The 24579-nt window shown below is 71.5% G+C and carries 25 protein-coding genes; 12 read left to right on the top strand and 13 right to left on the bottom strand.

Annotated elements, in window-relative coordinates:
• Positions 1 to 234 precede the first annotated feature (234 nt).
• Positions 235 to 774: a hypothetical protein gene (locus tag C7S10_RS20965; RefSeq protein WP_133176580.1), complete on the top strand. Its 540-nt coding sequence runs from the start codon at positions 235 to 237 to the stop codon at positions 772 to 774.
• A 4-nt stretch (positions 775 to 778) separates the two neighbouring features.
• Entirely contained in the window at positions 779 to 979 is a 201-nt protein-coding gene (locus C7S10_RS20960) for a hypothetical protein (protein ID WP_108346703.1), read from the top strand.
• Positions 980 to 1027: 48 nt separating this feature from the next.
• On the opposite strand, the gene C7S10_RS20955 is transcribed toward C7S10_RS20960, so the two are convergent.
• The 3 genes from C7S10_RS20955 to C7S10_RS20945 all read right to left on the bottom strand — a co-directional run bounded on the left by C7S10_RS20955 (position 1028) and on the right by C7S10_RS20945 (position 5283).
• Positions 1028 to 1393 carry a hypothetical protein gene (locus tag C7S10_RS20955; protein WP_108346701.1) on the bottom strand — a complete coding sequence of 122 codons (366 nt, stop codon included), beginning with the start codon at positions 1391 to 1393 and terminating at the stop codon, positions 1028 to 1030.
• Positions 1394 to 1562: 169 nt separating this feature from the next.
• On the bottom strand, positions 1563 to 2981 hold the full coding sequence (gene glnA, locus C7S10_RS20950) for a type I glutamate--ammonia ligase (RefSeq protein ID WP_108346699.1): 1419 nt from the start codon (positions 2979 to 2981) through the stop codon (positions 1563 to 1565).
• Positions 2982 to 3105: 124 nt separating this feature from the next.
• The gene (locus tag C7S10_RS20945; RefSeq protein ID WP_108346697.1) at positions 3106 to 5283 is read right to left on the bottom strand and encodes a glutamine synthetase III family protein; all 2178 of its coding nucleotides are present in this window, start codon (positions 5281 to 5283) and stop codon (positions 3106 to 3108) included.
• 159 nt (positions 5284 to 5442) lie between these two features.
• Between C7S10_RS20945 and C7S10_RS20940 the strand changes: the two genes are divergently transcribed.
• Together C7S10_RS20940 and C7S10_RS20935 are read left to right on the top strand one after the other, a co-directional pair.
• Positions 5443 to 6213, top strand: a complete 771-nt coding sequence (locus tag C7S10_RS20940) for an SCO4651 family lipoprotein (protein ID WP_108346695.1) — start codon at positions 5443 to 5445, stop codon at positions 6211 to 6213.
• A 10-nt stretch (positions 6214 to 6223) separates the two neighbouring features.
• Positions 6224 to 6619 carry an RDD family protein gene (locus tag C7S10_RS20935; RefSeq protein ID WP_243395521.1) on the top strand — a complete coding sequence of 132 codons (396 nt, stop codon included), beginning with the start codon at positions 6224 to 6226 and terminating at the stop codon, positions 6617 to 6619.
• 170 nt (positions 6620 to 6789) lie between these two features.
• Here C7S10_RS20935 and C7S10_RS20930 read toward each other — a convergent pair whose 3' ends face one another.
• From C7S10_RS20930 to lipB, 3 genes are all read right to left on the bottom strand, one after another.
• Positions 6790 to 7494, bottom strand: coding sequence for a DUF4191 domain-containing protein (locus C7S10_RS20930; RefSeq protein ID WP_108346691.1), 705 nt, complete (start codon positions 7492 to 7494; stop codon positions 6790 to 6792).
• A 32-nt stretch (positions 7495 to 7526) separates the two neighbouring features.
• On the bottom strand, positions 7527 to 8474 hold the full coding sequence (gene lipA, locus C7S10_RS20925; protein WP_108346689.1) for a lipoyl synthase: 948 nt from the start codon (positions 8472 to 8474) through the stop codon (positions 7527 to 7529).
• Between the two features lie 65 nt (positions 8475 to 8539).
• On the bottom strand, positions 8540 to 9277 hold the full coding sequence (lipB, locus tag C7S10_RS20920; protein WP_108346687.1) for a lipoyl(octanoyl) transferase LipB: 738 nt from the start codon (positions 9275 to 9277) through the stop codon (positions 8540 to 8542).
• 64 nt (positions 9278 to 9341) lie between these two features.
• On the opposite strand from lipB, the gene C7S10_RS20915 reads away from it, so the two are divergent.
• Positions 9342 to 9899: a hypothetical protein gene (locus C7S10_RS20915; RefSeq protein WP_108346685.1), complete on the top strand. Its 558-nt coding sequence runs from the start codon at positions 9342 to 9344 to the stop codon at positions 9897 to 9899.
• Here the strand turns inward: C7S10_RS20915 and C7S10_RS20910 are convergent.
• The 5 genes from C7S10_RS20910 to lpdA all read right to left on the bottom strand — a co-directional run bounded on the left by C7S10_RS20910 (position 9845) and on the right by lpdA (position 17719).
• Positions 9845 to 10735, bottom strand: coding sequence for a TIGR01777 family oxidoreductase (locus tag C7S10_RS20910; RefSeq protein ID WP_108346683.1), 891 nt, complete (start codon positions 10733 to 10735; stop codon positions 9845 to 9847). The two genes, C7S10_RS20915 and C7S10_RS20910, sit on opposite strands and share 55 nt — an antisense overlap.
• Positions 10736 to 10767: 32 nt before the next feature.
• A complete protein-coding gene (locus C7S10_RS22915) occupies positions 10768 to 11394 on the bottom strand; it encodes an ATP-binding cassette domain-containing protein (RefSeq protein WP_243395520.1) in 627 nt (208 codons plus the stop codon).
• Positions 11276 to 14251 carry an ATP-binding cassette domain-containing protein gene (locus C7S10_RS20905; RefSeq protein WP_243395519.1) on the bottom strand — a complete coding sequence of 992 codons (2976 nt, stop codon included), beginning with the start codon at positions 14249 to 14251 and terminating at the stop codon, positions 11276 to 11278. The genes C7S10_RS22915 and C7S10_RS20905 overlap by 119 nt, the downstream gene beginning before the upstream one ends.
• A 181-nt stretch (positions 14252 to 14432) precedes the next feature.
• The gene (sucB, locus tag C7S10_RS20900) at positions 14433 to 16301 is read right to left on the bottom strand and encodes a 2-oxoglutarate dehydrogenase, E2 component, dihydrolipoamide succinyltransferase (protein WP_108346681.1); all 1869 of its coding nucleotides are present in this window, start codon (positions 16299 to 16301) and stop codon (positions 14433 to 14435) included.
• A gap of 41 nt (positions 16302 to 16342) precedes the next feature.
• The gene (lpdA, locus tag C7S10_RS20895; protein ID WP_243395518.1) at positions 16343 to 17719 is read right to left on the bottom strand and encodes a dihydrolipoyl dehydrogenase; all 1377 of its coding nucleotides are present in this window, start codon (positions 17717 to 17719) and stop codon (positions 16343 to 16345) included.
• Positions 17720 to 17800: 81 nt separating this feature from the next.
• Here lpdA and C7S10_RS20890 point away from each other — a divergent pair, with 81 nt between their 5' ends.
• Entirely contained in the window at positions 17801 to 18160 is a 360-nt protein-coding gene (locus C7S10_RS20890; protein ID WP_165807263.1) for a hypothetical protein, read from the top strand.
• Positions 18161 to 18314: 154 nt separating this feature from the next.
• On the opposite strand, the gene C7S10_RS20885 is transcribed toward C7S10_RS20890, so the two are convergent.
• Positions 18315 to 19820 carry a leucyl aminopeptidase gene (locus tag C7S10_RS20885; protein WP_243395517.1) on the bottom strand — a complete coding sequence of 502 codons (1506 nt, stop codon included), beginning with the start codon at positions 19818 to 19820 and terminating at the stop codon, positions 18315 to 18317.
• 65 nt (positions 19821 to 19885) lie between these two features.
• Here C7S10_RS20885 and gcvT point away from each other — a divergent pair, with 65 nt between their 5' ends.
• The 6 genes from gcvT to C7S10_RS20855 are packed head-to-tail and all read left to right on the top strand — an operon-like array spanning position 19886 to position 24219.
• Positions 19886 to 21010, top strand: coding sequence for a glycine cleavage system aminomethyltransferase GcvT (gcvT, locus tag C7S10_RS20880; protein WP_108346677.1), 1125 nt, complete (start codon positions 19886 to 19888; stop codon positions 21008 to 21010).
• Positions 21010 to 21261 carry a hypothetical protein gene (locus tag C7S10_RS20875; protein WP_165807262.1) on the top strand — a complete coding sequence of 84 codons (252 nt, stop codon included), beginning with the start codon at positions 21010 to 21012 and terminating at the stop codon, positions 21259 to 21261. Before gcvT ends, C7S10_RS20875 begins: the two co-directional genes overlap by 1 nt.
• Positions 21262 to 21316: 55 nt before the next feature.
• Positions 21317 to 22048, top strand: a complete 732-nt coding sequence (locus C7S10_RS20870) for a hypothetical protein (RefSeq protein WP_133176579.1) — start codon at positions 21317 to 21319, stop codon at positions 22046 to 22048.
• Positions 22049 to 22070: 22 nt separating this feature from the next.
• Positions 22071 to 22898: a PhzF family phenazine biosynthesis protein gene (locus tag C7S10_RS20865; protein WP_108346673.1), complete on the top strand. Its 828-nt coding sequence runs from the start codon at positions 22071 to 22073 to the stop codon at positions 22896 to 22898.
• Between the two features lie 9 nt (positions 22899 to 22907).
• Positions 22908 to 23702, top strand: coding sequence for a thymidylate synthase (locus C7S10_RS20860; protein ID WP_108346671.1), 795 nt, complete (start codon positions 22908 to 22910; stop codon positions 23700 to 23702).
• Positions 23692 to 24219, top strand: coding sequence for a dihydrofolate reductase (locus tag C7S10_RS20855; RefSeq protein WP_108346669.1), 528 nt, complete (start codon positions 23692 to 23694; stop codon positions 24217 to 24219). Before C7S10_RS20860 ends, C7S10_RS20855 begins: the two co-directional genes overlap by 11 nt.
• Here C7S10_RS20855 and C7S10_RS20850 read toward each other — a convergent pair.
• Positions 24188 to 24520 (bottom strand): TfoX/Sxy family protein, encoded by a 333-nt coding sequence (locus tag C7S10_RS20850; protein WP_108346667.1) that lies wholly within the window; start codon positions 24518 to 24520, stop codon positions 24188 to 24190. The two genes, C7S10_RS20855 and C7S10_RS20850, sit on opposite strands and share 32 nt — an antisense overlap.
• Between the last annotated feature and the right edge of the window lie 59 nt (positions 24521 to 24579).

Genomic DNA, 24579 nt, shown 5'->3' with positions numbered 1-24579 from the left:
CGTCGACGTCGTCAGCGAGCCCTCGGCAAGCTCACCCCGATCGAGTTTGAGACCATCTACACGGCCGCTGACGCGGCCTGAAACCACTCACCACGAGTGACAACTAGACCTTCAGCAGTCCCGGGGCCCCTTGTGCGTTGTTGCTCTAAGTGGCCTTAGCGTCGGTGATCCAGACGGCGTCGGAAGGTAGAAGATCGCCCCTCGGAGACGCCTGTGAGTGGGTAGGGTCCGAGCGTGGACGCAGCTTGGATCGGTGTGATCGGTGGAGCCGTCGGCGCGGCCGGGACCTTGGCCGGCTCCGTGCTGACGCAAGTGCTGGGTCAGCGAGCTGCTCGCCAAGATCGAGCCGGTCAACGCACCATCGAGGTGCAGGACCGCTGGTTTGACGAACGACGCGAGCTCTACCTGGAGCTGCTCGGCTTCGGTAGGGCGGCATGCAATCTTGCCGGAGAGCTCGGGCACTCTGTACGGCTCGATGACACCAGGCGCACCGAGATCGCCAAGGAGCTCCGACAGCTGCACACCCACTTCTTCGGGCGCGAGTCCCGCGTGGCCCTCCTCGGTAGCGACGCCATGTACAGCCGGATGATCGAGTTCAGCTCACAGATCCTGCTGATGGAGAACGCCGTGGACGCCGCCGACCGGGGTGTCGCGCGCCAGGTTGCGCACACCGCTCGTGAGGTCTACTCAATGCTTACCCAGGTGGCTCGTGACGACCTCGGCATCGGGCCGCTGAAGCCGCCGATCGAGGGCAAGCGCCTGCGTCTACCCTGACCGAATGTCTGAGATCGTCACCTTTCGACCCGACGAGCGCCCAGACGTCGAAGTGCTGGTTGACGAGGTCTGGTTTACCGGCGAGCTGCGCCAGTGGAAGCAGCTGAGCGACGGGTCATGGACCGGCCAGGTGACGTGGCGGAGTAGCGCTTGCGTGAACCGCATCGACACCTTCCCGGCCTCGTCCATCCGCGAGGCGGGCTAGGTAGAAAGAATCTTGCCTCCCGCTGAAAAGAATCTTTCTTCCCGCAGGTCAGGAGCTTGCACGGGTGCGTAACGCGGCGATCTGGTCGAGTTCGTCCTGCGTGAGGTAGCCCGACATCATCGCCGATCGCACCTGCCACCAGGTGCCGCGCCGGGCGCCGTCGGCCGGGTAGGGGGCGTGCTCATCGTCGGTGTAGACAATCTCGGAGAGCCGGGCGACGAGCGCGTCTCGATCAGTGCCATCGACCCACGTCCGGAGGATGAGCTCCTCAGGCGTGATCTCGGAGGGGTCACCCAGCAGCGCGTCGATGCGGGCCGCTCGTGGATCCACTAAGCGGTCCGGCTGGCGCCGCGCGTCGATCCTGGCCAGCACCGCGGCCGCGATCTGGTCCAGCCGCTCACGCTCCGAAGCCATGCCCCAAGGATACGGCGAGCGAGGGTGGTGTCGCTGCGCTCGCGAAAATCCAGCATGGATCCAGCATTGGATCCCGAAACGCCCCGAACCAACCAGAACTGACCGGAACACGTTTCCGCAGGTCAGAGGCCGATTCGGGGCGTTTCAGCAGGTCAGAGACCCGTCGGTCCTAGATGTCGTAGTAGAGCTCGAACTCGTGCGGGTGCGGACGCAGCTGCACGGGCAGGATCTCGTTCTGTCGCTTGTAGTCGACCCAGGTCTCGATCAGGTCGGGGGTGAACACGTTGCCGACCGTCAGGAAGTCGTGGTCGCGCTCCAGGTTGTCCAGCACCGCGTTGAGCGACGTGGGGACCTGGTCGATGTCGGCCATCTCGTCCGGCGGCAGCTCGTAGATGTCCTTGTCGATCGGAGCCGGCGGCTCGATCTTGTTCTGGATCCCGTCGATGCCGGCGAGGAGCAGTGCCGAGAAGGCGAGGTAGGGGTTGGCCGACGGGTCGGGGCAGCGGAACTCGATGCGCTTGGCCTTCGGGTTGGCGCCCGTGATCGGGATGCGCACGCAGGCCGAGCGGTTGCGCTGGGAGTAGACGAGCGAGATCGGCGCCTCGAAGCCCGGCACCAGGCGGTGGTAGGAGTTCACCGTCGGGTTGGTGAACGCGAGCAGCGACGGTGCGTGCTTGAGGATGCCGCCGATGTAGTGGCGGGCCATGTCCGAGAGGCCGCCGTAGCCGGTCTCGTCGTAGAACAGCGGGCCGTCGGAGCCCCAGATCGACTGGTGCACGTGCATGCCGGAACCGTTGTCGCCGAAGATCGGCTTGGGCATGAAGGTCGCGGTCTTGTTGTTGCGCCAGGCGACGTTCTTGATGATGTACTTGAACTTCATCACGTCGTCGGCGGCCTTGAGCAGCTCGTCGAACTTGTAGTTGATCTCGGCCTGGCCGGCCGTGCCGACCTCGTGGTGGGCACGCTCGACGTGCAGCCCGGCGCGCTCGAGCTCGATGACCATCTCGTCACGCAGCTCGCCGAAGTGGTCGTACGGCGCGACCGGGAAGTAGCCACCCTTGTACTTCACCTTGTAGCCGCGGTTGTTGTCCTCCGACCCCGAGTTCCAGGCGCCGGCCTCCGAGTCGATGTGGTAGAAACCCGCGTTCGCGGAGGTCTCGAAGCGGACGTTGTCGAAGACGTAGAACTCGGCCTCGGGGGCGAAGAACGCCTTGTCGCCGATGCCGGTGCTGGCGAGGTAGGCCATCGCCTTCTTGGCGATGTTGCGCGGGTCGCGCGAGTAGGCCTCGCCGGTGATCGGGTCGTGGATGAAGAAGTTCACGACCAACGTCTTGGCGACGCGGAACGGGTCGATGTAGGCCGTCGTGGGGTCCGGGAAGAGCTGCATGTCGGACTCGTGGATGGCCTGGAAGCCGCGGATCGAGGAGCCGTCGAAGCCGAGACCGTCGTCGAAGACGGACTGGTCGAACGAGGACACCGGGACGGTGAAGTGCTGCATGACGCCGGGCAGGTCGCAGAAGCGGACGTCGACCATCTCGACGCCTTCGTCCTTGATGTACTTGAGCAGCTCTTCGCTGTTGCTGAACATGCATCCTCCTTGGCACGCCACCGGGCGGCTGGGATCGAGTGGGGGCGCACGGTGACGCGACGCTGCGCTCGTGCCTCGGGCAACTTACAACAGGCCGCGGTCCGAGCACCGCGGCCGTTCTGCATCACAAGATGTAGAGCATCTCCTGGTAGGTGGGCAGGGACCAGAGGTCGTCGGCGACGACCTCCTCGAGCGCATCCACGGCGGCCCGGACCGCGTCCATCGCGGGGATGACGCTGTCGCGCAGGTACGTCGCCTCGTCGATGCCCGCCAGCTCGTGGGCGCCGGCGACGGCACCCTTGAGGCCGGCAAGACCGGCTCGCAGGTCGGCGACCAGGGCCGAGACGGCGAGCAGGTCGGCCGTGTCGGCCTCGACGCCGGCGGCCTTGAGGGCGCCGACGTTCTCGGCCAGCTCGGTCTGGAAGCGGACCGCGGCCGGGAGCACCGTGGTCTGCGCGATCTCGGCGGTCAGGTTGGCCTCGACGACCAGCGTCATGACGTACTGCTCGACCCCCACCTCGAAGCGCGACTCGAGCTCGGCCTCGTTGAACACGCCGTACGTCGAGAACAGCTCGCGCGACGCAGGCGTGAGGTACTCCGGCAGCGAGTCGACCGTCGTGCGCAGGTTCTTCAGGCCGCGGACCTCCGCCTCAGCGTGCCACTCCTCGGAGTAGCCGTTGCCGTTGAAGATCACCGCGCCGTGGTCCTCGACGATCTTGGCGAGCAGCGCCTGCACGGCGGCGTTGAAGTCGGTGCCGGTCGCGACGGCCGCCTCGATCTGGCTGGCGCAGAAGTCGAGCGCCTCGGCCATGATGGTGTTGATCACGACCATCGGCGCCGCCACGGTCTGGTTGGACCCGGCCGCCCGGAACTCGAAACGGTTGCCGGTGAAGGCGAAGGGCGAGGTGCGGTTGCGATCGCCCGCGTCCTTGGTCAGGTCGGGGAGCGTGTCCACGCCGACGTTGAGGATGCCCTTCTGCTTCGACGACGTCGCGCCGCCCTTGGCGATCTGGTCGAACACGTCGGCCAGCTGGTCGCCGAGGAAGATCGAGATGATCGCCGGCGGCGCCTCGTTGGCGCCGAGGCGGTGGTCGTTGCCGGCCGAGGCGACCGACAGGCGCAGCAGGCCGCCGTGCAGATGCACGGCCCGGATGATCGCGGCGCAGAAGACGAGGAACTGGGCGTTGTCGTGCGGGTTGTCGCCCGGGTTGAGGAAGTTGCCCTGGTTGTTGTTGCCGAAGGAGAAGTTGACGTGCTTGCCCGAGCCGTTGACGCCGGCGAACGGCTTCTCGTGGAAGAGGCACTCCATGCCGTGCTGCCTGGCGACGCTGCGGAACGTCGACATCAGCAGCTGCTGGTGGTCGGAGGCCAGGTTGGCCCGCTCGAAGACCGGGGCGATCTCGAACTGGCCGGGCGCCACCTCGTTGTGCCGGGTCTTGGCCGGGATGCCGAGCTTGAAGAGGGCGCGCTCCGTGTCGTGCATGAAGGCCAGCACCCGGTCGGGGATCGCGCCGAAGTAGTGGTCGTCGAACTCCTGGCCCTTGGGCGGCTTGGCGCCGAAGACCGTGCGGCCCGCGTTGAGCAGGTCGGGGCGCAGGTTGACGAAGGAGGAGTCGACCAGGAAGTACTCCTGCTCGGGGCCGCAGTAGGACACGACGTTGTCGATGTCCTGGTGGCCGAAGAGGTCGAGGACGCGGGCGGCCTGGTCGGCCATCGCCTTCTGCGAGCGCAGCAGGGGGGTCTTGTGGTCGAGCGCCTCACCGGTCATCGAGACGAAGATCGTCGGGATGCACAGGGTGTTGCCGTTGGGGTTCTCGAGGATGTAGGCGGGGGACTGCACGTCCCAGCCGGTGTAGCCGCGCGCCTCGAACGTGGCGCGGATGCCGCCGTTGGGGAAGGACGACGCGTCGGGCTCGCCCTGGATCAGGGTCTTGCCCTGGAACTCCCAGATCGCCGTACCGTCGCCGACCGGCTCCATGAAGGAGTCGTGCTTCTCGGCCGTGAGGCCGGTGAGCGGGTAGAACACGTGGGCGTAGTGCGTCACGCCCTTCTCCATCGCCCAGTCCTTCATCGCGGAGGCGACCACGTCGGCCACGGCCGGGTCGAGGGCGTCGCCCTTCTCGATGGTCGCCGCGACCGACTTGAACACCGACTTGGGCAGACGCTTCTTCATCGCCGACAGGCTGAAGACGTTCTCGCCGAAGACCGAGCCGGTCTCCTCGGCGACGTCGAAGAAGGCCGCCGGGGGCTCGTAGGCCTGGACGTCCTTGATGGCAGCCAGACGGACCATGTTCGCAGTCATGTTCGTGCTCCTCGTGCCGGCGATCTCGGGTCGCCGTGGATCGTGTGAGCTCACGCTAGGAGCCCGGCGTTTCGACGACGTGCCCGTGTATTACGCCCGTGTTAACAGTTCCGCCGGGGATTGGGTATGCCCGCCCACACCCGGGATAGCGTTCCCGCCATGCCTGGAACCACCCGCCCTCGGCGCCTGCTGACCGCAGCAGCGCTGGCCGCGATCGTCCTCCCGCTCGCCGCGTGCGCCGGAGGAGACGACCCGGACGCCGACGCCGGCAGCAGCGACGGTGCCAACGGAGCCGACGTCGTGGCGGCGATGACCGAGGCCGTCGCGGACCAGGACTCGGTCCGTCTCGTCCTCGGCACCAAGCAGTCGCCCGACGACATCACCGTCGACACCCGCTGGGGCGACGACCCCACCTTCCGCGCGCTGACCGGGGGAGACCCGGCCCAGCAGCTCGACGTACGCCGCATCGGCTCGCGGGTCTACCTCGGCGGCGAGATCGTCGGGCGCCAGTGGACCTTCCTCGAGGTCGACGACCCGCGCCTCGCCGACCCCGACAGCGACTTCGACGCCGGACCGGTGCCCACCCTGCTGGCCATCGACGTCCCCGGGGACCTGGCCGCGCTCGGCGACGCCGTGTCCGAGGTGAGCGACGAGGGGACGGAGGAGATCGACGGCCAGGACACCGAGCACTACCGCCTCTCCGTCGACAGCAGCGAGTGGTTCGACCTGCTCGACGACCGCTCGATGTACCGCACGATGGACCTGCCCGACACCGTCACCATGGACCTGTACGTCGACGACGACTCGCTTCCCGTCCGGCTGGCCTACGAGGTGCCGGACCAGCTCGAGCAGTCCGCGCTGGTCGGGTTCACCGAGTGGGGCGAGGACGTCGACGTCGCCGTACCGCCCCGGGCCGAGCCGCTCTCCTAGGATGGGTGACATGGTCGACACTGCCTCCTGGGCGCACCGCGTCGGCGCCCTGGTCGTCGACTGGATCGCCTGCACGCTGATCGTGATGCTGGTGATCGGGCCGGGCGGCTGGAGCGACGACCCGTATGCCGGCTTCTACACGACCGGGGTCTACGTCGTGGAGTCGGCGGTGTTCACCGCACTGCTCGGCGGGTCGTTCGGCAAGCTCGTCACCCGGCTGCGGGTGGTCCGCCACGACGAGACCATGCGCCCGCTCGAGCTGATCCCCGCCCTGGTGCGCAGCATCCTGGTCGCGCTGGTGATCCCGCCGCTGATCTTCTGGTCCGACGGGCGCGGCCTCCACGACGTCGCCGCGCGGTCGATGACCGTGCGGCTGGCCGACCTCAAGGCCGCGACGCCCGCCTGACCTCGCTCACCACCGCTGGCGGTGAGTCACCTGCATTCCGGCGCCGAGTGTGTGGCTCACGCACCGCCCGGTGGGGCGAGTCGTGCCGGCACGCCGGGCGTCGGTGAGTCACCCACGTTCCGAGCGCGGGGAAGGTGGCTCACGCACCGCCGTACGACAGGAGGCGAGGGTCAGCGGCCGCGCTGCTGGCCGCGCATGCCCTTCATGCTCGTCGGCATCGGGCCCTTGGGCATCGGGATGGTGCCGCGCTGCGCGTCGATGGCCTTCAGGCGGGCCAGGACGTCGGTGATCTCGGCGGGCTTCACGCTCCGGCCGAGCTTGGTGACGTGACGGACCAGCTTGGCCAGCGGCACCTCGCCCTCGCCGTTGCCGCAGATGACCTCGTGGATCGGCGTCTCGGGGAGCACGCGCTCGTGCTTGCGGCGCTCGGTGGCCAGCAGGCCCTTGAGGCGGTTGTGGTTGCCCTCGCCCACCAGCACGATGCCGGGCGGGCCGACGACGCGGTGCACGATGTCCTGCTGCTTGGTGAAGCCGACCACCGGGTCGGTCTTCCAGCCGCGGCGCAGCATCTGGAGCGCGGAGGCGGCGGCGCCGGGCTTGCCGTCCATCTGGGAGAAGGCCGCGGCCTGGGCGCGCCGGCCGAAGATGATGATGGCGGCGAGCGCACCGAAGAGGATCGCGCCGACGATCGAGAGGATCAGCGAGAGCAGTCCGTCGCCCGGCAGGAGGTAGATGACCGCGAAGCCGAGCGCGGCGCCGAGCACGAAGGCACCGAGGGTGATCAGGCCGATCCGGCGATCGGTCGTCTTCGCCATCCGGTAGGTCTGGATGAGCTGCTGGCTCCGGCTGGCCGGCGGGGTGGCGGGGGTCGACATGCGCTGCCTTTGCTTCGGTGGTGCGAGACGGGTCAGGCGGTCGCGGTGACGTTGTCGGCCGCGGCCCGGGATTCGATGGCCTGACGGTACAGCCGCCCGGCCCGGTAGGACGAACGGACCAGCGGGCCGGACAGCGCGCCGGAGAACCCGATCTGGTCGGCCTCGTCCTTGAGCTCGACGAACTCCTCCGGCTTCACCCAGCGCTCGACCGGGTGGTGGCGCAGGGAGGGGCGGAGGTACTGCGTGATCGTGATCAGCTCGCAGCCGGCGCCGTGCAGGTCGCGCAGCGCTTGGCTGATCTCCTCGCGGGTCTCGCCCATGCCCAGGATCAGGTTGGACTTGGTCACGAGGCCGAAGTCGCGGGCCTGGGTGATGACGTCGAGCGAGCGCTCGTAGCGGAAGGCCGGGCGGATGCGCTTGAAGATCCGCGGCACCGTCTCGACGTTGTGGGCGAGCACCTCGGGCCGCGACTCGAAGACCTCGCGCAGCAGGTCGGGCTGGCCGTTGAAGTCGGGGATCAGGTTCTCCACGCCGGTGCCCGGGTTGAGCTCGTGGATCGCACGGACCGTCTCGGCGTACAGCCAGGCACCACCGTCGGGCAGGTCGTCGCGGGCGACGCCGGTGATCGTGGCGTACTTCAGGCCCATGGTCTGCACGGACTCGGCGACGCGGCGGGGCTCGTCACGGTCGAGGGGCTGTGGCTTGCCGGTGTCGATCTGGCAGAAGTCGCAGCGGCGGGTGCACTGGTCGCCACCGATGAGGAAGGTGGCCTCCTTGTCCTCCCAGCACTCGAAGATGTTGGGGCAACCGGCCGACTGGCACACCGTGTGCAGGCCCTCGGACTTCACCAGGCTCTGGAGCGCGGTGTATTCCGGGCCCATCTTCGCCTTGGTCTTGATCCACTCCGGCTTGCGCTCGATCGGCGTCTCGGAGTTGCGGATCTCGAGTCGGAGGAGCTTGCGGCCATCGGGAGCAGTCACAGTTCGCCACTCTACGCCGGGGGTAAGGAGCACCCAACTCGACTGGGTGTGAGGTGCGCCGGGCCTCAGCGGGCGGGCGTGACGAGCTCGATGCGGGGGCCGTGGCCGGGCTCGGGACGGGCCTCGTAGTCGGGCGTCGCGGCGTAGTCGTCCCACGTGAGGTACGTCGCCAGGTGCCGCTCGACGGACGGCAGGACGTCGGCGACGGTGACGTCGCGACCGAGCTCGACGCTCAGCGAGGTGACGCCGGCGTCGGCGATGCCGCAGGGGACGAACCGGTCGTACCACCCGAGGTCGACGTCGCAGTTGAGGGCGAAGCCGTGCATGGTCACGCCGCGGCTCACGCGGATGCCGAGGGCGGCGATCTTGCGCTCGGGGCCGCGCTCGTCGGCCCGCAGCCACACCCCGCTGCGTCCCGGGACACGGGCGGTGGTGACGCCGAAGTCGGCGCAGACCGCGATCAGCGCCTCCTCGACACGGCGGACGTAGTCGACGACCTTGACGTGGTCGGGCAGCGTGACGATCGGGTAGCCGACCAGCTGGCCGGGACCGTGGAAGGTGATCTTGCCGCCGCGGTCGACGTCGATGACGGCCGCGCCGCCGGGGTCGAGCGGTCGTTCGTGGGGGTCGGTGCGCTTGCCGGCGGTGAAGACCGGCGGGTGCTCGAGCAGGAGCACCGTGTCACCGCGGGTCCCGGCGACGACGTCCGCGTGCACGTCGCGCTGGAGGTCCCACGCCGCGAGGTAGTCGACCGCCTCCGTCCCGGTGCCGGCGAGACGGAAGTCCAGGTCGTGGTCGCGCATGCGGCGAGCCTACGCCTGTGGATGACGCCCGACGCCACGGCCCGATCTGGGGCACGGTGGACCGGTGGACCCGCGACGACTGCTTCCCTTCCTGCTCGGACTGACGCTCTGCGCCGTGCTGGCCACCGCCGTGGTCGTCCTTGTGGCGTGGCGCTCGGGCACGGACGAGACCCGCGCCGGAGACTCATCGCCGGCGGCCGGCGCCGCCCCGCGCTCGGTGCTCGCGGCCTGGGACGAGCGACGTGCCGCGGCGTGGGCCGACGGCGACGTCGAGGCGCTGCGCGACCTCTACGTCGCCGGCTCGGCGACCGGCCGTTCCGACGCACGGATGCTCGCGGCGTACGTCGATCGCGGACTGCGCGTCGAGGGGCTCACCACCCAGGTGCTCGCGCTGGAGGTGCTCGCCGAGGAGCCGGAGCGGCTCATCCTGCGGGTCACCGACCGTGTGCGCGGGGGAGTCGTGACCGGCGCCGCCGTCGACGCCGCGCTGCCGCAGGACCGGTCCTCGACGCGGACGGTGACCCTGCGGCGGGTCGACGGGGCCTGGCTCGTGGTCCGGACGCGCGATCAGGCGAGCGCCGCGGCCAGCACCTCGCGCACGTCGACGTCCTGGAAGTCGTAGCCCGCGCGCTCGAGCGCCGCCGGCCGCGCGTTGACCGAGCCGAGGAGCTCGGGCGCCATCCGCCCGGCCGCGACCTTGAGCACCGGCGACGGCGCCATCAGGAACGCCGGGCGGTGCACGGCGTCGGCGAGGGCCGCGGTGAACTCGGCGTTGGTCGGGGTCTGCGGGCAGCAGAGGTTGAACTCGCCGGAGACGTCGCGCGACTCGGCGAGGTAGGACGTGGCGCCGACCCAGTCGCGCAGCGAGATGATCGGGAAGAACTGCGACCCGCTCCCGAGGCGGGCGCCGAGGCCGAGCGAGAAGAGCCGCTTGAGGTCCTTGAGGGGCGACGAGCCGCGGTCCAGGACGGGCGCGGTGCGCAGGATGCACACGCGGGCACCGGCCTCGACGGCCGGCGCGGCCGCCGCCTGCCAGGCGCGGGCGACCTCCGTCAGGAAGGCGTCGCCGCGGCTGTCGGACTCCTCGGTGAGCTCCTGCGTGCCGTGGTCGCCGTACCAGCTGATCCCGTTGCCCGCGAGGAACGCCGGGGGCCGCTCGGCGGCCGCGATGGTGCGCGCCAGCAGCCCGGTGGTGCTGGTCCGGCTCTCGAGGACGGTCCGGGCGCGCTTCGCGGAGTGGGGGTTGCCGGCGACGTTGACGCCCGCCAGGTTGACCACCACGTCGGCCCGGTCGATCACCGCGGCGTCGATCGTGCCGGCGTAGGGGTCCCACTGGGACTCGGTGCCGGACTGCGGGGTGCGACGCACGAGGTGGGTGACCTCGTGGCCGCCGACGCGCAGGTGCTCGGTCAGGTGGGTGCCGAGGAACCCGGATGCTCCGGCGATGACGAGGCGCATGGAGCCAGCCAACCAGACGCGACAAGCGCTGGTCAGCCCGCGAGGTGACCCCACCGGTCGGACAGCTCGACCCACGGACCCGAGTCGACGACCCGGCCGGCGTCGAGCACGACGACCCGGTCGGCCTGCGCCAGGGCGGCCGCCTTGCTGGTCGCGCCGATGACCGTCCGACCGCCCGAGCGCAGCGCCGACCACAGCTCGATCTCGGTGGTGGCGTCGAGCGCGGAGCTGACGTCGTCGGCGAGGAGCAGGTCGGCGTCGCACGCGACGGCCCGGGCCAGCGCGAGCCGCTGCACCTGACCACCGGAGAGGCGTACGCCGCGGTGCCCGACGAGCGCGTCCGGTCCGCCGGCCTCGGTGACGTCGCGGCCCATCCGCGCGGTCTCGAGCGCGGGCAGCACCTCGCGGCCGGGATGGTCGAGCCCGACGTTGCCGCTGAAGGTGCCCGAGAGCACGCGGGGCACCTGGGCGACGTGCGCGACCCGACCGGGGCGCAGCTCGAGCTCGGGGTCCTCGACGACGCGGTCGTTCCAGCGGATCTCACCGGTGGTGCTGACCAGCCCGGCCAACGCGCCCAGCAGGCTCGACTTGCCCGACCCGACCTGGCCGAGGAGGAGCACGAGCTCGCCGGCGGAGACCGACAGGTCGACGCCCTGCACGCCGAGCGTGCCGTCGTCGTGGACCGCCGAGAGGTTGCCGAGAGCGAGGACGTCCAGCGGGTCGCGGTGGGGGACCGGTGCCCCGGACCAGGTCGACCCCGGGCGGGAGGTCCATCAGGTCGCCCCCGCCGGCGAGCCGGCTGGTGGCGTTCATCCAGGCGCGCACCCCGGGCGCCTCGGTCACGACGGAGCCGGCCACCCGGCCGAACCAGTCGAACCCGCTGACGGCGTTGGCGACCAGGAGGGCCGTGGCCAGCCCCCACTCACCGGTGAGCAGCCCGGCCCAGGCGGCCACGACGCCGAACTGGACCATCACGACCGGGACCCCGTCGAGGAGGGCCTGGACGCGGTGCTCGCGCACGGCCGCGTCGACGCGCCCGCCGTCGACCTCGCGCAGGTGGGCGTGCACCTGCGGGGTGGCGGCGGCCAGCTTCACCGTGCGGACCGACTCCAGCGCCGAGACCAGGGACTGCCCGAAGCGCGCCCGCGACGTCGACGCCGCCGCGGCCGAGCGGCCCGCGACCCGTCGACCGGCCGTCGAGGCCAGGGCGGACGCGATCATGACGGCCATCAGCACGGCCCCGGCCAGCCAGGTGCCGGCGATCAGGGCGGTGACGCCCGCGACGACCAGGCCGTTGACGAAGTCGACCCAGCGGTCGACGTAGCGGGCGAGCCGGTCGGCGTCCATCGTGCGCGCCACGACCTCGCCGGGGGGCGTGCGCTCCAGCCGGTGCTGGGAGGTCTGGCCGTGGAGCACCGAGGCGCGGACCCGCAGCCGCACCTCCACCCACCAGTGGGGATAGGTGCGGAACGCCTGCGAGAGCAGCAGCGGGCTGACGAGCAACGACAGCACGAGGGCGCCGGTGAGCAGGGTCGGCCGCTCGCCGGCCTGGAGGTCGGTGACGACGTGTCCCCAGATCCACCCGGTGATCGCGCCGAAGGCGCCGGTCAGTGAGGCGACGAGGAAGAGTGCTGCGCCGACCAGGCCCCAGTGCGGCTGGATGCTCACGGCGTGCAGCACCTGGCGCGTCAGGCTGGGGGTCGGGTCGAGGGCCGGTGACGGGGGCGGGGTGGTGCTGCGGCGGACGGTCCCGATCGACGACTCGTCGTGGTGGTGCTCCTCCACCACCGCCTCGTGCGCGGACGCCTCGAGCAGCGTGCGGAACGGTCCGGGGTCGCGGGCGAGCCGCGCCCGGGCGCCCTGCTGGACGACTCGGCCGGACTCGAGCACGGCCACCCGCTCGGCCCGCTCGGTGGTCGAGAGCCGGTGGGCGACGAGGATGCCGGTGCGGCCCGAGATCAGCCGGTCGGCAGCGCGGACGACGCGAGCCTCGGTGACCGGGTCCATCCGGGCCGTCGCCTCGTCGAGGACGACGACCCTGACGTCGCGCACCAGCAGCCGCGCAAAGGCGACGAGCTGCTCCTCGCCGGCCGACAGGCTGGTGCCGCCCGGGCCCAGGACGGTGTCGAGCCCGGCGGGCAGGCCGGCCACCCAGTCGGTCAGCCCGAGCTCGGCGACGGCGGCCTCGACCCTCGCCCGCGGCACCCGGTCGAAGAGGGTGATGTTGTCGGCGAGCGAGCCCGCGAGCACCTCGGTGCGCTGGGTGACCACGCCGACCGCCGCCCGGAGCTGTTGCAGGTCGAGGTCGAGGACGTCGGTGCCGCCGAGCAGCACCGTCCCCCGCGGCGGCTCGACCGCGCGCGAGAGCAAGGACGCGAGCGTCGACTTGCCGGAGCCGGTGCGTCCGACCAGCGCGCACGTGTGGCCGGCCGGGACGTGCAGGTCGACGTCGCGCAGCGCGAACGTGCCGCTGCCGTAGCTGAACGCGAGGTCGCGGAACTCCACGTCCAGCGGCCCCTCCGGGAGCGGCAGGCCGCCGGTCGGCTCGGCGGGGGAGGCGAGCATGCCGCGCAGCCGGAGCACTGCGCCGAAGCCCTCCTGCAGGTCGGGCAGGTGGCGGGCCAGCATGTCGACACCGCCGACGAACATCGTGGTCACGAGGAAGAGGGTCACCAGCCGCGCCGTCGAGAGGTCGCCCGACAGCACGAGGGCGATCCCGACGACGCCGACCGCGGCCAGGGCGCCGTGCAGCAGGCCGCCGCTGCGCCGGGTGATGCGCGTCTCGATCCGGAGCACCGCGTCGAGGGTGCGGTGGACGACGGCGGCCAGGTGGGCGTTGCGCCGCAGGACGTGGGCCTGGCCCAGCGACGTGCGCAGGTCGTCGCGGGCCGCGACGCCCTCCTCGGTGGAGGCGGCGTGGTCGGTCCAGGCCGCCTCCTCGACCACCTTGGTGGTGGCGACCTGCGGCAGCAGGCGGCGCACGGAGGCGAACGCGACGACGGCGGTGACCGGGAACAGGAACGCGGCCGGCCACCACGTCAGGCTGGCCACGACCCACAGCGGTCCGGACGCGAGGAACGTGCGCGCGGCCTGCCACACGCCCCAGCGCATCAGCTGGCCGACCTCCCACGTGTCGTCGTCGATGCGGTCGAGCACCTCGCCGACGGCCTGCTCCGAGAGCTCGGCGAGCGGCTGCGCCATCGCCGCGTCGAGCAGGTCGGCACGGAGCTGTCCCTCGGCACGGTCGCAGATCGTCGCCCAGATCGTCTTGGCCACCGTGTCGACGACGGCGCCGCCGACCACGCACACCGCGAGCAGGACGACGAGCGTGGACGTCGGCTCGTCGGCCAGCCGGCCGGCGAACATCGTCCCGAGGGAGGCGGCGATCGCGCCCAAGAGCGACATCGAGAAGCAGACGAGCGTGAGCGGGCGGCGTACGCGATGCCAGTCCACCGGCACCCGGTCGGGCGGCGGCACGGAGGGCATCGCGCGCTCGGCCTCGGTCTCGATCTGCATCCCCGTCACACGTCACGACGCTACGCGTCGGCACCGACATCGCGCGCCCGGTTTTCGCACCGCCCCGTCGTGACGATCCACCACCGGATGCAGACGAACCGGCACGTGCCACGGTGGTCCACCGTGGCACGTGCCGGTTGAGAGACATCCCATGGTGGAGCAGCCCACGGGAGCCGGAGGATCAGACCTCGAAGGCCCCGCTCTCGAGGCGCGCCTTGACCGCGGCCAGGAACCGACCGGCGTCGGCGCCGTCGACCAGGCGGTGGTCGTAGGTCAGCGAGAGGTAGACCATGTGGCGCACCGCGATCGTCTCGCCCAGGTTGGGGTCGTCGATCACGACGGGACGCTTCACGACCGCACCCGGGCCGAGGATCGCGACCTGCGGCTTGTTGATGATCGGGGTGTCGAACAGGGCCCCGAAGCTGCCGAGGTTGGTGATCGTGAACGTGCCGCCCGACAGCTCGTCGGGGCCGATCTTGTTGGTGCGGGTGCGCTCGGCGACGTCCGCGATCTTCTTCGCGATCCCGGCGATCGACAGGTCGCCGGCGTCCTTGACCACCGGCGTGAGCAGGCCCTTCTCGGTGTCCACCGCGAACGCGATGTTCTCGCGGTCGTAGTAGGTCACCGTGCCCTCGTCGGTGTCGATCGCGGCGTTGAGCTTGGGGTGCTCCTTGAGCGTGTCGATCGCCGCCTTCGCGAAGAACGGCAGGTAGGTCAGCTTCACGCCCTCACGGGCCAGGAAGTCGGCCTTCACGCTCTCGCGCAGCCGCGCGATCGTGGTCACGTCGACCTCCATCACCTGCGTGAGCTGCGCCGAGGTCTGCAGCGAGTCGACCATCCGCTCGGCGATGATCTTGCGCAGGCGGGTGACCTTCTCGGTCGTGCCGCGCAGCGGCGACGGCGAGGACGCGCCGGAAGCGGCAGGAGCCTGTACGCCGCCCGCCGGAGCCGCGGCGGCCGCCGGTGCAGCAGGGGCGGGAGCGGCCTTGGCGGCAGCGGCGTCGAGGATGTCCTGCTTGCGGATGCGACCGCCGACGCCGGTGCCCGAGACGCTGGCCAGGTCGACCCCGTGCTGGGTCGCCATCTTGCGCACCAGCGGGGTGACGTACGCGCTCTGGTCGTCGCTGCGCGACGCCGCCGGGGCGGACTCGGCCGCCGGAGCCGGAGCCGGTGCAGGCGCGGGGGCCGGCGCGGGTGCAGGGGACGGTGCAGGGGCGGGAGCCGGCGCGGGGGCCGGTGCAGGGGCGGGAGCCGGCGCGGGGGCCGGAGCCGGGGTCTCCTCGGCGGGGGCCTCCTCGGCGGGGGCGTCCGACTGGGACGGGGCGGCGTCGCCCGATCCGATCGTGGCCAGCTCGGCGCCGACCTCGACGGTCTCGTCCTCCTGGACCTTGATCTCGAGGAGCGTGCCGGCGACCGGCGAGGGGATCTCGGTGTCGACCTTGTCGGTCGAGACCTCGAGCAGCGGCTCGTCGACCGCGACGTCGTCGCCGACCTGCTTGAGCCAGCGAGTGACCGTGCCCTCGGTCACCGACTCGCCCAAGGCCGGCAGCGTGACGGACGTGGCGTCACCACCGCCGCCACCACCACTGCCACCGCTGTCGCCGCTGCTGTCGGACGAGGACGCGGCGGGCGCCTGCTCGGCGGGCGCGTCCTCCTTCTCGGCCTCCGGGGTCTCGTCGCCGGGCGGCAGGTCGCCGGTCTCCTCGGCGATCTGCTCCTCCTGCTCGGCCTTCTTCTCGGCCTCCTGCTCGTTGGCGGGCTGTGCCTCGGGCTCGGCCGTGTCGGCCTGGCCGGCGTCGCCGCCACCCTCGCCCTCGTCGCCCACGACCGCCAGCACGGCGCCGACCTCGACGGTGTCGTCCTCGTTGGCCCGGATCTCCAGCAGCGTGCCGGCGACCGGCGAGGGGATCTCGGTGTCGACCTTGTCGGTCGAGACCTCGAGCAGCGGCTCGTCCACCGCCACGGTGTCGCCGACCTGCTTGAGCCAGCGGGTGACGGTGCCTTCGGTGACGGATTCGCCGAGGGCGGGGAGGGTGACTTCGGAGGCCATGGGCATTCCTTCGATTGCGTGGTGGGTGGTCGGTGGAGCGGTCAGGAGTGGGCGTGCAGCGCCTTGCCGGCGAGCGCGAGGTGCGCCTCGCCGAGGGCTTCGTTCTGGGTCGGGTGGGCGTGCACGAGAGGCGCGACGTCGTCGGCGTGGGCCTCCCAGCTGTAGATCAGCTGGGCCTCGCCGATCAGTTCGCCGACGCGGTCGCCGACCATGTGGACACCGAGCACCGGGCCGTCCTCGAGCCCGACGAGCTTGACGAACCCGGAGGTCTGCAGGATCTGGCTCTTGCCGTTGCCGCCGAGGTCGTACGTCACGGTGGTGACCCGGTCGCCGTACGCCTCCCGCGCCTTCGCCTCGTCGAGGCCGACCGACGCGATCTCGGGGTGGGAGTAGGTGACGCGGGGGATGCCGGCCTCGTCGATCGGCTTCGGGTCGAGCCCGGCGATCTCCTCGGCGACGAAGATGCCCTGCTGGAAGCCGCGGTGGGCCAGCTGGAGCCCGGGGACGATGTCGCCGACGGCGAAGACGCCCTCGACGTTGGTGCGGCAGCGTTCGTCGGCGAGCACGAAGCCGCGCTCCATCGCGACGCCCTGCTCCTCGTAGCCGAGCCCGTCGGTCAAGGGGCCGCGACCGACCGCGACGAGCAGCAGCTCGGCCTCGATGATGTCGCCGCCCTCGACGGTCACGGCGACGCCGGTGTCGGTGGTCTTCACGCTCTGGAACGGCGTGGCGGTGCGGAAGTCGATCTTGCGCTTGCGGAAGGCCCGCTCCAGCGCCTTGGACGACGCCTCGTCCTCGGCGGCGACGAGGCGGGGGAGCGCCTCGAGGATCGTGACCTGGGCGCCGAAGCTGGCCCAGACGCTGGCGAACTCGCAGCCGATGACGCCGCCCCCGAGCACGATCACCGACGACGGCACGCGGTCGAGGCGGAGCGCGTGCTCCGAGGAGATGACGCGCTCGCCGTCGAGCTCGAGGCCCGGCAGCGACCTGGAGTAGGAGCCCGACGCCAGGACCACGCTCTTCCCGGTGTACGTCGCACCGCCCACCGTCACCGTGCGCGGACCGGTCAGCCGGCCCTCGCCCTCGATGACCGTGATCCCGCGGGACTTGACCAGACCGGTGAGGCCCTTGAAGAGCCGCGACACGACGCCGTCCTTGTAGGCGTTGACGCCCGCCATGTCGATGCCCTCGAGCGTCGCCGAGACCCCGAACTTCGAAGCGTCCCGGGCCGCGTCGGCGACCTCGGCCGCGTGCAGGAGCGCCTTGGTCGGGATGCAGCCCACGTGGAGGCAGGTGCCGCCGAGGTTGCCCTTCTCGACGAGGCCCACGGTGAGTCCGAGCTGGGCCGCGCGGAGGGCGCAGGCGTAGCCGCCGGACCCGGCGCCGAGGATGAGTACGTCGAAGTCGCCGTCGGTCACTCGCCCATCCTTGCACTTCTCGTGAGCGTGTCCACACCCGGCCTTCCGGCGTCCCATCAGGGTGCCGGGCACAATGTCGGCATGGGACTCCTCGACCGATTTCGCCGATCAGGGCGCGTGCGCCGACCGGCACGCGACGGCCTGCGCACCGGCTCGACCACGGTGCGCGCGGCCGACGGCCACGACCTGACGCACCTCACGGAGTTTGTCACGAGCCGCCGCGGGGTGGAGGGGTTCGTCGAGCCGCGCACGGCGGTCAGCGACGTGACGCTGCTGCTCGTCGCCCACGACGGGGAGTGGACGCGACGCCGCGTGCCGAGCGTGAAGTGGGCCCACGACTTCGCCAACAAGCACCAGGTCCCGTCGTACGACGCTGCCGTGGTCGGCATCCCGCAGCGGATGCGCGACTACAACCGGCGCAAGAAGGCCGGCGGTCTCTAGGACTCGGTCGGGGCGTTCCAGTTTCCCCGGCTCTGTCGGGAGTTGTGAACTTCTCGGGTTTGCACGCCCCGCGAAGTTCGAGTTTCCCCGCTTAGCCGGGGAAACCGAAACGGGGCCAGCTGCCTCAACAGCCGCCCCCGCGCCGCGGGGCGACTCAGCCGGCGAGCGAGCGGGCGTACTCGACGATCGTGGTGACGCCGAAGCCGGTGCCGCCCGAGGGGACGTGGCCGTAGGGGCCGCCGCTGTTGATCTCCTTGCCGGCGATGTCGAGGTGCGCCCACGGCAGGCCGGCGGTGAACTCGCGCAGGAAGGCGGCCGCCATCAGGCCGCCGCCCCAGCGGACCCAGTCGTGCTGGAGCAGGTCGGCGACCTTGGAGGCCTTGATCCGCTCCGACATCTCCTCGGGGATCGGCATCTGCCAGTGCTGCTCGCCGGCGCGCTCCCCGGCGGCGAGCACCGAGTCGACGACGTCCTGGCTGCCGATCACGGCGCCGACCTTGTCGCCGAGCGCGAGCTGCAGGTGGCCGGTGAGGGTCGCGACGTCGACGATCACGTCGGGCTCCTCCTCGGTCGCGAGCACGAGCGCGTCGCCGAGAAGCATGCGGCCCTCAGCGTCGGTGTTGGCGATCTCGACGGTGGTGCCGCCGTACATCGTGACGACGTCGCCGGGACGGAAGGACGAGCCCGAGACCATGTTCTCGGCCATCGGTGCGAAGGTCGTCACCCTGACCGGCAGGCCGAGCCGCGCGATGGCGAGCGTCGCGGCGACGACGCAGGCCGCGCCGCCCATGTCGCCCTTCATGCCGACCATGGAGGACGCCGGCTTGATGGTGAGCCCGCCGGAGTCGAACGTGATGCCCTTGCCGACGAGCGCGAGGTGGGTGGTGGCGCCCTTCGGCGACCAGGTCAGCTTGGCCAGCCGCGGGGTCGCGGCGGAGCCGTTGCCGACGGCGAGCGTGCCGCCGAGCCCGCGCTCCTCGAGGGTCGCGTGGTCCCACACCTCCAGCCCGATCTTCGGCGCTCCGCGGCCCTTGGTGATCGCGGCGTGGGCCGTCCCGACCGCGGCCGCGAAGGTCTCGGGGGTGAGGTGGCCGGGAGGCTCGTTGACCCAGTCGCGGGTCAGCGTCACTGCCTCGGCGAGCACCTGTGCCTCTTCGAAGGCGGTGACCGCCTCCGCCTTGCGGGCGATCGGGCTCAGCACGATCACGTCGCCGGGGGCGTCGTCCTTGCCGCCGCCGCCCGACTTGTGGGCGGTGTAGGTGTAGCCGCCCAGCAGGTGGCCCTGGGTCACGGCGTCGACGAGCTCCGGCGTCTCGGCGGGCAGCGCCACGGCCACCGACGCGGCGTTGGGCACGCTGCGGGCGGCGACGCCGGCCGCGCGGCGTACGGAGGTGTGGTCGGCCTGCTTGCCCAGCCCGACGAGGACGAGCAGCTGGGCGTTGATCGCGTCGCCGGCCGGGATCCGCACCGACTCGCCGGCCGTGCCCTTGACGCCGAGGGAGGCGAGCAGCGGGCGCCACTTGCGGCCCCAGGCCGCCGCGACGTCGGCCCCCGCATCGCACACGACGGGCCCCTGGTCGGTGGCCAGGACGCCGACCACGACGGCCTCGGCGCGGGTCTTGGCGGGGCTCGCGTTGCGCAGGGTGTACGTCGTGGTCACCCGGGCACTGTAGGTCAGGCCCGGGCAGGGTCCTGAGCCCGGAGCGCTGCGGTAGGTTGCGCGACATGGCTGACGCGACCCTGAAGCAGTCCCCGCTGCACGACCGCCACGTCGCCCTCGGCGCGAAGTTCGCCGAGTTCGGTGGCTGGTCCATGCCCCTCGAATATCCCGCCGGCGTGGTCAAGGAGCACACCGCGGTCCGCGAGGCCGTCGGCATCTTCGACGTCAGCCACCTCGGCAAGGCGATGGTCAGCGGACCGGGCGCCGCCGCCTACGTGAACGCCACGCTCTCCAACGACCTGGCCAAGATCCAGCCCGGCAAGGCGCAGTACACCCTGTGCTGCGATGCCGCGACCGGCGGCATCGTCGACGACCTGATCGCCTACTACCAGGACGACGAGCACGTGCTCCTCGTCCCCAACGCGGCCAACACCGCCGAGGTCGTACGCCGCCTGCAGGCCGAGGCCCCCGAGGGCGTCACCGTCCGCAGCCACCACGACGACTACGCCGTGCTCGCCGTGCAGGGACCGAGGTCCGACGAGGTGCTCGAGGCCGTCGGCCTGCCGACCGGTCACGACTACATGTCCTTCGTCGAGGCCCGCGTGCCCGACGTGCTCGGTCCGGAGGTCGGCGTCGTCGTCTGCCGCACCGGCTACACCGGAGAGCGCGGCTACGAGCTGATCGTCGCCAACGACTCGGCCGGCGCGATCTGGGACGCCCTGCTGGCCGCCGGTGAGGAGCACGGGATGCTCGCGTGCGGGCTCGGCTCGCGTGACACGCTGCGTACCGAGATGGGCTACCCGCTCCACGGCCAGGACATCACCATCGACACCAACCCGGTCGAGGCCGGCCTCAGCTGGGCCGTCGGCTGGAAGAAGGACGCCTTCTGGGGGCGCGACGCGATCGTCGCGGTCAAGGAGGAGGGTCCCAAGCGCCGCCTGCGCGGCCTGGTCGCCACCGGCCGGGGCATCCCGCGCCCCGGCATGAGCGTGACGCTGACCCAGGACGTGCCGCTGTGCGACATCACGTCGGGCACCTTCTCGCCGACGTTGAGGAAGGGCATCGGGATGGCGCTGGTGCCCGTCATGGTCAACGCCGAGGCCGAGGTCGGCGTGGACGTCCGCGGTCGCCGGGAGATCTTCCAGCTGGTCAAGCCGCCCTTCGTCGACACCTCGGTCAAGGAGTCCTGATGCTGCCCGAGCAGCCCGCGACGTTCCGGCAGCCCTCGGCCACGGAGCGACCCTGGTGGTGGCGCCTCGAGGACGCCTCCGGCGCGGAGGTCGCCGCGGCGGGCTTCGAGGGCCAACGCTTCCTGTCGCAGGCCGACGCCGAGTCGTGGGTCGGGGAGATCTGGGCCGAGCTGGCCGAGGCAGGGGTCGACGGTGTCACGCTGTTCGAGCACGACCGCCAGGTCTACGGCCCGATGTCGCTCCACGCCTGAGACCGCCAGGACCATCCGCTCGGGCGTCGGTCGCGAACACGACGTGGAGGTGCGGATGGACACGTACGACGACTTCGTCGCCGCCCGTCGCTCCGCGCTGGTCGAGGAGCAGGGTGGGGGAGCGGCCGCCGAGGCCGCGGTCGACCGGGCGCTCGCGCGCTGTCGCCGCAGCTGGGCGCGCCTCGAGCAGACCACCGACGTCGAGGCGCACGTGCGCGACCTCGTCGCCGAGGAGCTCGACCGACCGCGCCGCCGGCGACTGACCGCCTGGTCGCTGGCCGGGGTCGCCGCGGTCGCGGCGCTGGCGGTGGTCGTCTCGCTGCTGCCGGCCCCGCCGGAGGTCCGGGAGGAGGCCAACCCGGTCCCCGTCCCGTGGTACGCCGACGGCGAGCTGCACCTCGCGGAGGTCGTGGTCGCGCTGCCCGGCGCCGGCCGGTTCGCGGCCGTCGACGACGGGGTGGTGATCGAGGACGCCGACGACCGGCTGCTGAAGGTCGACGCCGACGGCGACGTGTCCGACTTCGACGAGGAGGCGCCGAGCTTCTCCGAGCCGGACGTCGCAGCGCCGTACGACAGACGCGGGACGTTCTCGCGGCGCGTCGGCGTGGCCGAGGGGCGCGACGGCGCGGTGGTGCACCTGATGGAGCTGTCGGTCTCCGGGCCCGACGCGGGAGTCTTCGTCCGACTCTCGGAGAGCGCACGCCGCGTCTTCGTCGTGTGCGACGAGCCGGCGTGCCCGGTGATGCGCACGGTCACCGCACCCACCACCGACGCCCGCCTGCGCTGAGCCGGCTGGCTAGCGTGGGCGCATGCACCCGTTCCGCCAGGTCGACGTCTTCTCCAACGAGCCGGGGCGGGGCAACCCGGTGGCGGTCGTGCACGACGCCGACGACCTCACCGACGACCAGATGCGCACGTTCGCCCGGTGGACCAACCTGAGCGAGACGACCTTCCTCCTGGGTCCGAGCGACCCGGCGGCCGACTACCGCGTGCGGATCTTCACCCCGGTCGCCGAGCTTCCCTTCGCCGGTCACCCCACCCTCGGCACGGCGCACGCGTGGCTGGAAGCCGGCGGCGTGCCCGCTCACGCCGAGGTCGTGGTCCAGGAGTGCCGGGCGGGTCTGGTGACCGTCCGCCGCGGAGAACGTCTCGCCTTCGAGGCTCCGCCGCTCGTCCGCACCGGCGCCGTGGCCGAGGACGACCTCGAGCGGATCGTCCGCGCCCTGGGCATCACGCGCGAGGACGTCGTCGACAGCGCGTGGGTCGACAACGGCCCCGGCTGGGTCGCGGTGGCCCTGTCGTCCGCCGACCGCGTGCTCGCCCTCGAACCGGCGTGGCACGAGTTCGGCTCCCTCAAGGTCGGCGTCGTCGGCCCACGTCGCGACGGTGCGACGGCGTGCGAGGTGCGGGCGTTCTGCCCGGGGCTCGGCGTCCCGGAGGACCCGGTCACCGGCTCGCTCAACGCCGGGATCGGCCAGTGGCTGGCGGGGGACGTGCTCCCGTCGGCGTACGTCGCGGCGCAGGGCACCGTCGTGGGGCGGGCCGGACGGGTGCACGTGAGCCGGCACGGCGACACCGTGCTGGTCGGTGGCGACACCGTCTCCCGCATCGTGGGCACCGCCCACCTCGGCGACTAGCCTGTCGCCATGCGGGCCTACCTCGACCTCCTCCAGCGGCTGCTCGACGACGGGGCGGAGAAGTCGGACCGGACCGGCACCGGGACCTACAGCGTCTTCGGCCACCAGATGCGCTTCGACCTCTCCGAGGGCTTCCCGCTGGTGACCACGAAGAAGATCCACACCCGCTCGGTCTTCGGTGAGCTGCTGTGGTTCCTGCGCGGTGACACCAACATCAAGTGGCTCAACGACCGCGGCATCTCCATCTGGGACGAGTGGGCCGACGACAACGGCGACCTCGGCCCCGTCTACGGCTACCAGTGGCGCTCGTGGCCCACGCCCGACGGTCGGCACGTCGACCAGATCGCACAGGTCGTCGAGCAGATCAAGACCTTCCCGGACAGCCGCCGCCACATCGTCTCGGCGTGGAACGTCGCCGACATCGGCGACATGGCGCTGCCGCCCTGCCACACGCTGATCCAGTTCTACGTCGCGGGCGGCCGGCTGTCGTGCCAGCTCTACCAGCGCTCGGGCGACGTGTTCCTCGGCGTCCCGTTCAACATCGCGTCGTACGCCCTCCTCACCCACATGGTCGCGCAGGTCACCGGCCTCGAGGTCGGCGACTTCGTGCACACCATCGGCGACGCCCACCTCTACTCCAACCACGTCGACCAGGCGCGCCTCCAGCTCACCCGTGACCCGCGGCCGCTGCCGCGCCTCGTGCTCAACGAGTCGATCACCGAGATCGACGGCTTCGACCTCGAGGACATCGGGCTCGAGGGCTACGACCCCCACCCGGGCATCAAGGCCCCCGTTGCCGTCTGAGACCACGCCGGGCGGTCGGGTCACGCTGGTCGCGGCGTACGCCGACGGGCGGGTGATCGGCGACGCCGGCACGATCCCGTGGCACATCAGTGAGGACTTCGCCCACTTCAAGGCCGTCACGATGGGCGGCGTGATGATCATGGGGCGGGCGACCTGGGACTCCATCGGTCGCCCGCTGCCGGGTCGCACCACGATCGTGATGACCCGGTCCGGGACCTGGCAGCCGGGCTTCGACGGCGTGCACGTCGTCCACTCGCTCGACGAGGCCCTGGCGCTGGCCGCCCCGCTCGGCGAGGTCTTCGTCGTCGGGGGCGCGCAGGTCTACGAGCTGGCGCTCCCGGTGGCCACCCACCAGGTCCTCACCGAGGTCGACCTGTCACCGGCCGGGGACGCCCGCTACCCGGTCTTCCCGCTGGAGGAGTGGCGGGAGGTACGCCGCGAGCACCGCCCCGACCTCGGGCTCGACTGGGTGTGGTGGGAACGCGTCACTCGGGCGGAAGGGTCCGCACGAAGCTGACGCCGCGGCCGACCCACGTCTCGAGGTCGGCGTCGTCGGTGACTGCGCCCTGCGACATGAGCAGCCAGCCGGTCATCGCGCGCCCGCGCATCTCCATCGGGCGCACCGCCTCGCCGTCGATCCAACCCTCGGCGTCCGCCGGGTCGGCTCGCACCATCAGCTCGCCCCCGCTGCCGGCGGCGACCGCCATGTGCCCGTCGACCATGAACCCCAGCCCGCCGAACATCTTCTGCTCGGTCACGCCCGCCTCGCCGAGCAGTGCGTCGTGGACCCGCGCGGCCAGCACCTCGTCGTACGCCATGACGTCAGTATGGCGCCGCGATCGCCACGGACGGCGGAGCCGACCGTGGACCCGGTGTC

This window comes from Nocardioides currus (assembly GCF_003057875.1).
Lineage (GTDB): Bacteria > Actinomycetota > Actinomycetes > Propionibacteriales > Nocardioidaceae > Nocardioides > Nocardioides currus.
This window is presented reverse-complemented; position numbering and strand designations above follow the sequence as displayed.

Coding starts and splice junctions, on each gene's coding strand:
- C7S10_RS20870 (WP_133176579.1), top strand. CDS start 21,317: ATGGACACGTACGACGACTTCGTCGCCGCCCGTCGCTCCGCGCTGGTC.
- C7S10_RS20890 (WP_165807263.1), top strand. CDS start 17,801: ATGGGACTCCTCGACCGATTTCGCCGATCAGGGCGCGTGCGCCGACCG.
- C7S10_RS20850 (WP_108346667.1), bottom strand. CDS start 24,520: ATGGCGTACGACGAGGTGCTGGCCGCGCGGGTCCACGACGCACTGCTC.
- C7S10_RS20940 (WP_108346695.1), top strand. CDS start 5,443: ATGCCTGGAACCACCCGCCCTCGGCGCCTGCTGACCGCAGCAGCGCTG.
- C7S10_RS20955 (WP_108346701.1), bottom strand. CDS start 1,393: ATGGCTTCGGAGCGTGAGCGGCTGGACCAGATCGCGGCCGCGGTGCTG.
- C7S10_RS20910 (WP_108346683.1), bottom strand. CDS start 10,735: ATGCGCCTCGTCATCGCCGGAGCATCCGGGTTCCTCGGCACCCACCTG.
- C7S10_RS20945 (WP_108346697.1), bottom strand. CDS start 5,283: ATGACTGCGAACATGGTCCGTCTGGCTGCCATCAAGGACGTCCAGGCC.
- C7S10_RS20860 (WP_108346671.1), top strand. CDS start 22,908: ATGCGGGCCTACCTCGACCTCCTCCAGCGGCTGCTCGACGACGGGGCG.
- glnA (WP_108346699.1), bottom strand. CDS start 2,981: ATGTTCAGCAACAGCGAAGAGCTGCTCAAGTACATCAAGGACGAAGGC.
- sucB (WP_108346681.1), bottom strand. CDS start 16,301: ATGGCCTCCGAAGTCACCCTCCCCGCCCTCGGCGAATCCGTCACCGAA.
- C7S10_RS20935 (WP_243395521.1), top strand. CDS start 6,224: ATGGTCGACACTGCCTCCTGGGCGCACCGCGTCGGCGCCCTGGTCGTC.
- C7S10_RS20875 (WP_165807262.1), top strand. CDS start 21,010: ATGCTGCCCGAGCAGCCCGCGACGTTCCGGCAGCCCTCGGCCACGGAG.
- C7S10_RS20865 (WP_108346673.1), top strand. CDS start 22,071: ATGCACCCGTTCCGCCAGGTCGACGTCTTCTCCAACGAGCCGGGGCGG.
- lipB (WP_108346687.1), bottom strand. CDS start 9,277: ATGCGCGACCACGACCTGGACTTCCGTCTCGCCGGCACCGGGACGGAG.
- C7S10_RS20905 (WP_243395519.1), bottom strand. CDS start 14,251: ATGCAGATCGAGACCGAGGCCGAGCGCGCGATGCCCTCCGTGCCGCCG.
- gcvT (WP_108346677.1), top strand. CDS start 19,886: ATGGCTGACGCGACCCTGAAGCAGTCCCCGCTGCACGACCGCCACGTC.
- C7S10_RS20930 (WP_108346691.1), bottom strand. CDS start 7,494: ATGTCGACCCCCGCCACCCCGCCGGCCAGCCGGAGCCAGCAGCTCATC.
- C7S10_RS20960 (WP_108346703.1), top strand. CDS start 779: ATGTCTGAGATCGTCACCTTTCGACCCGACGAGCGCCCAGACGTCGAA.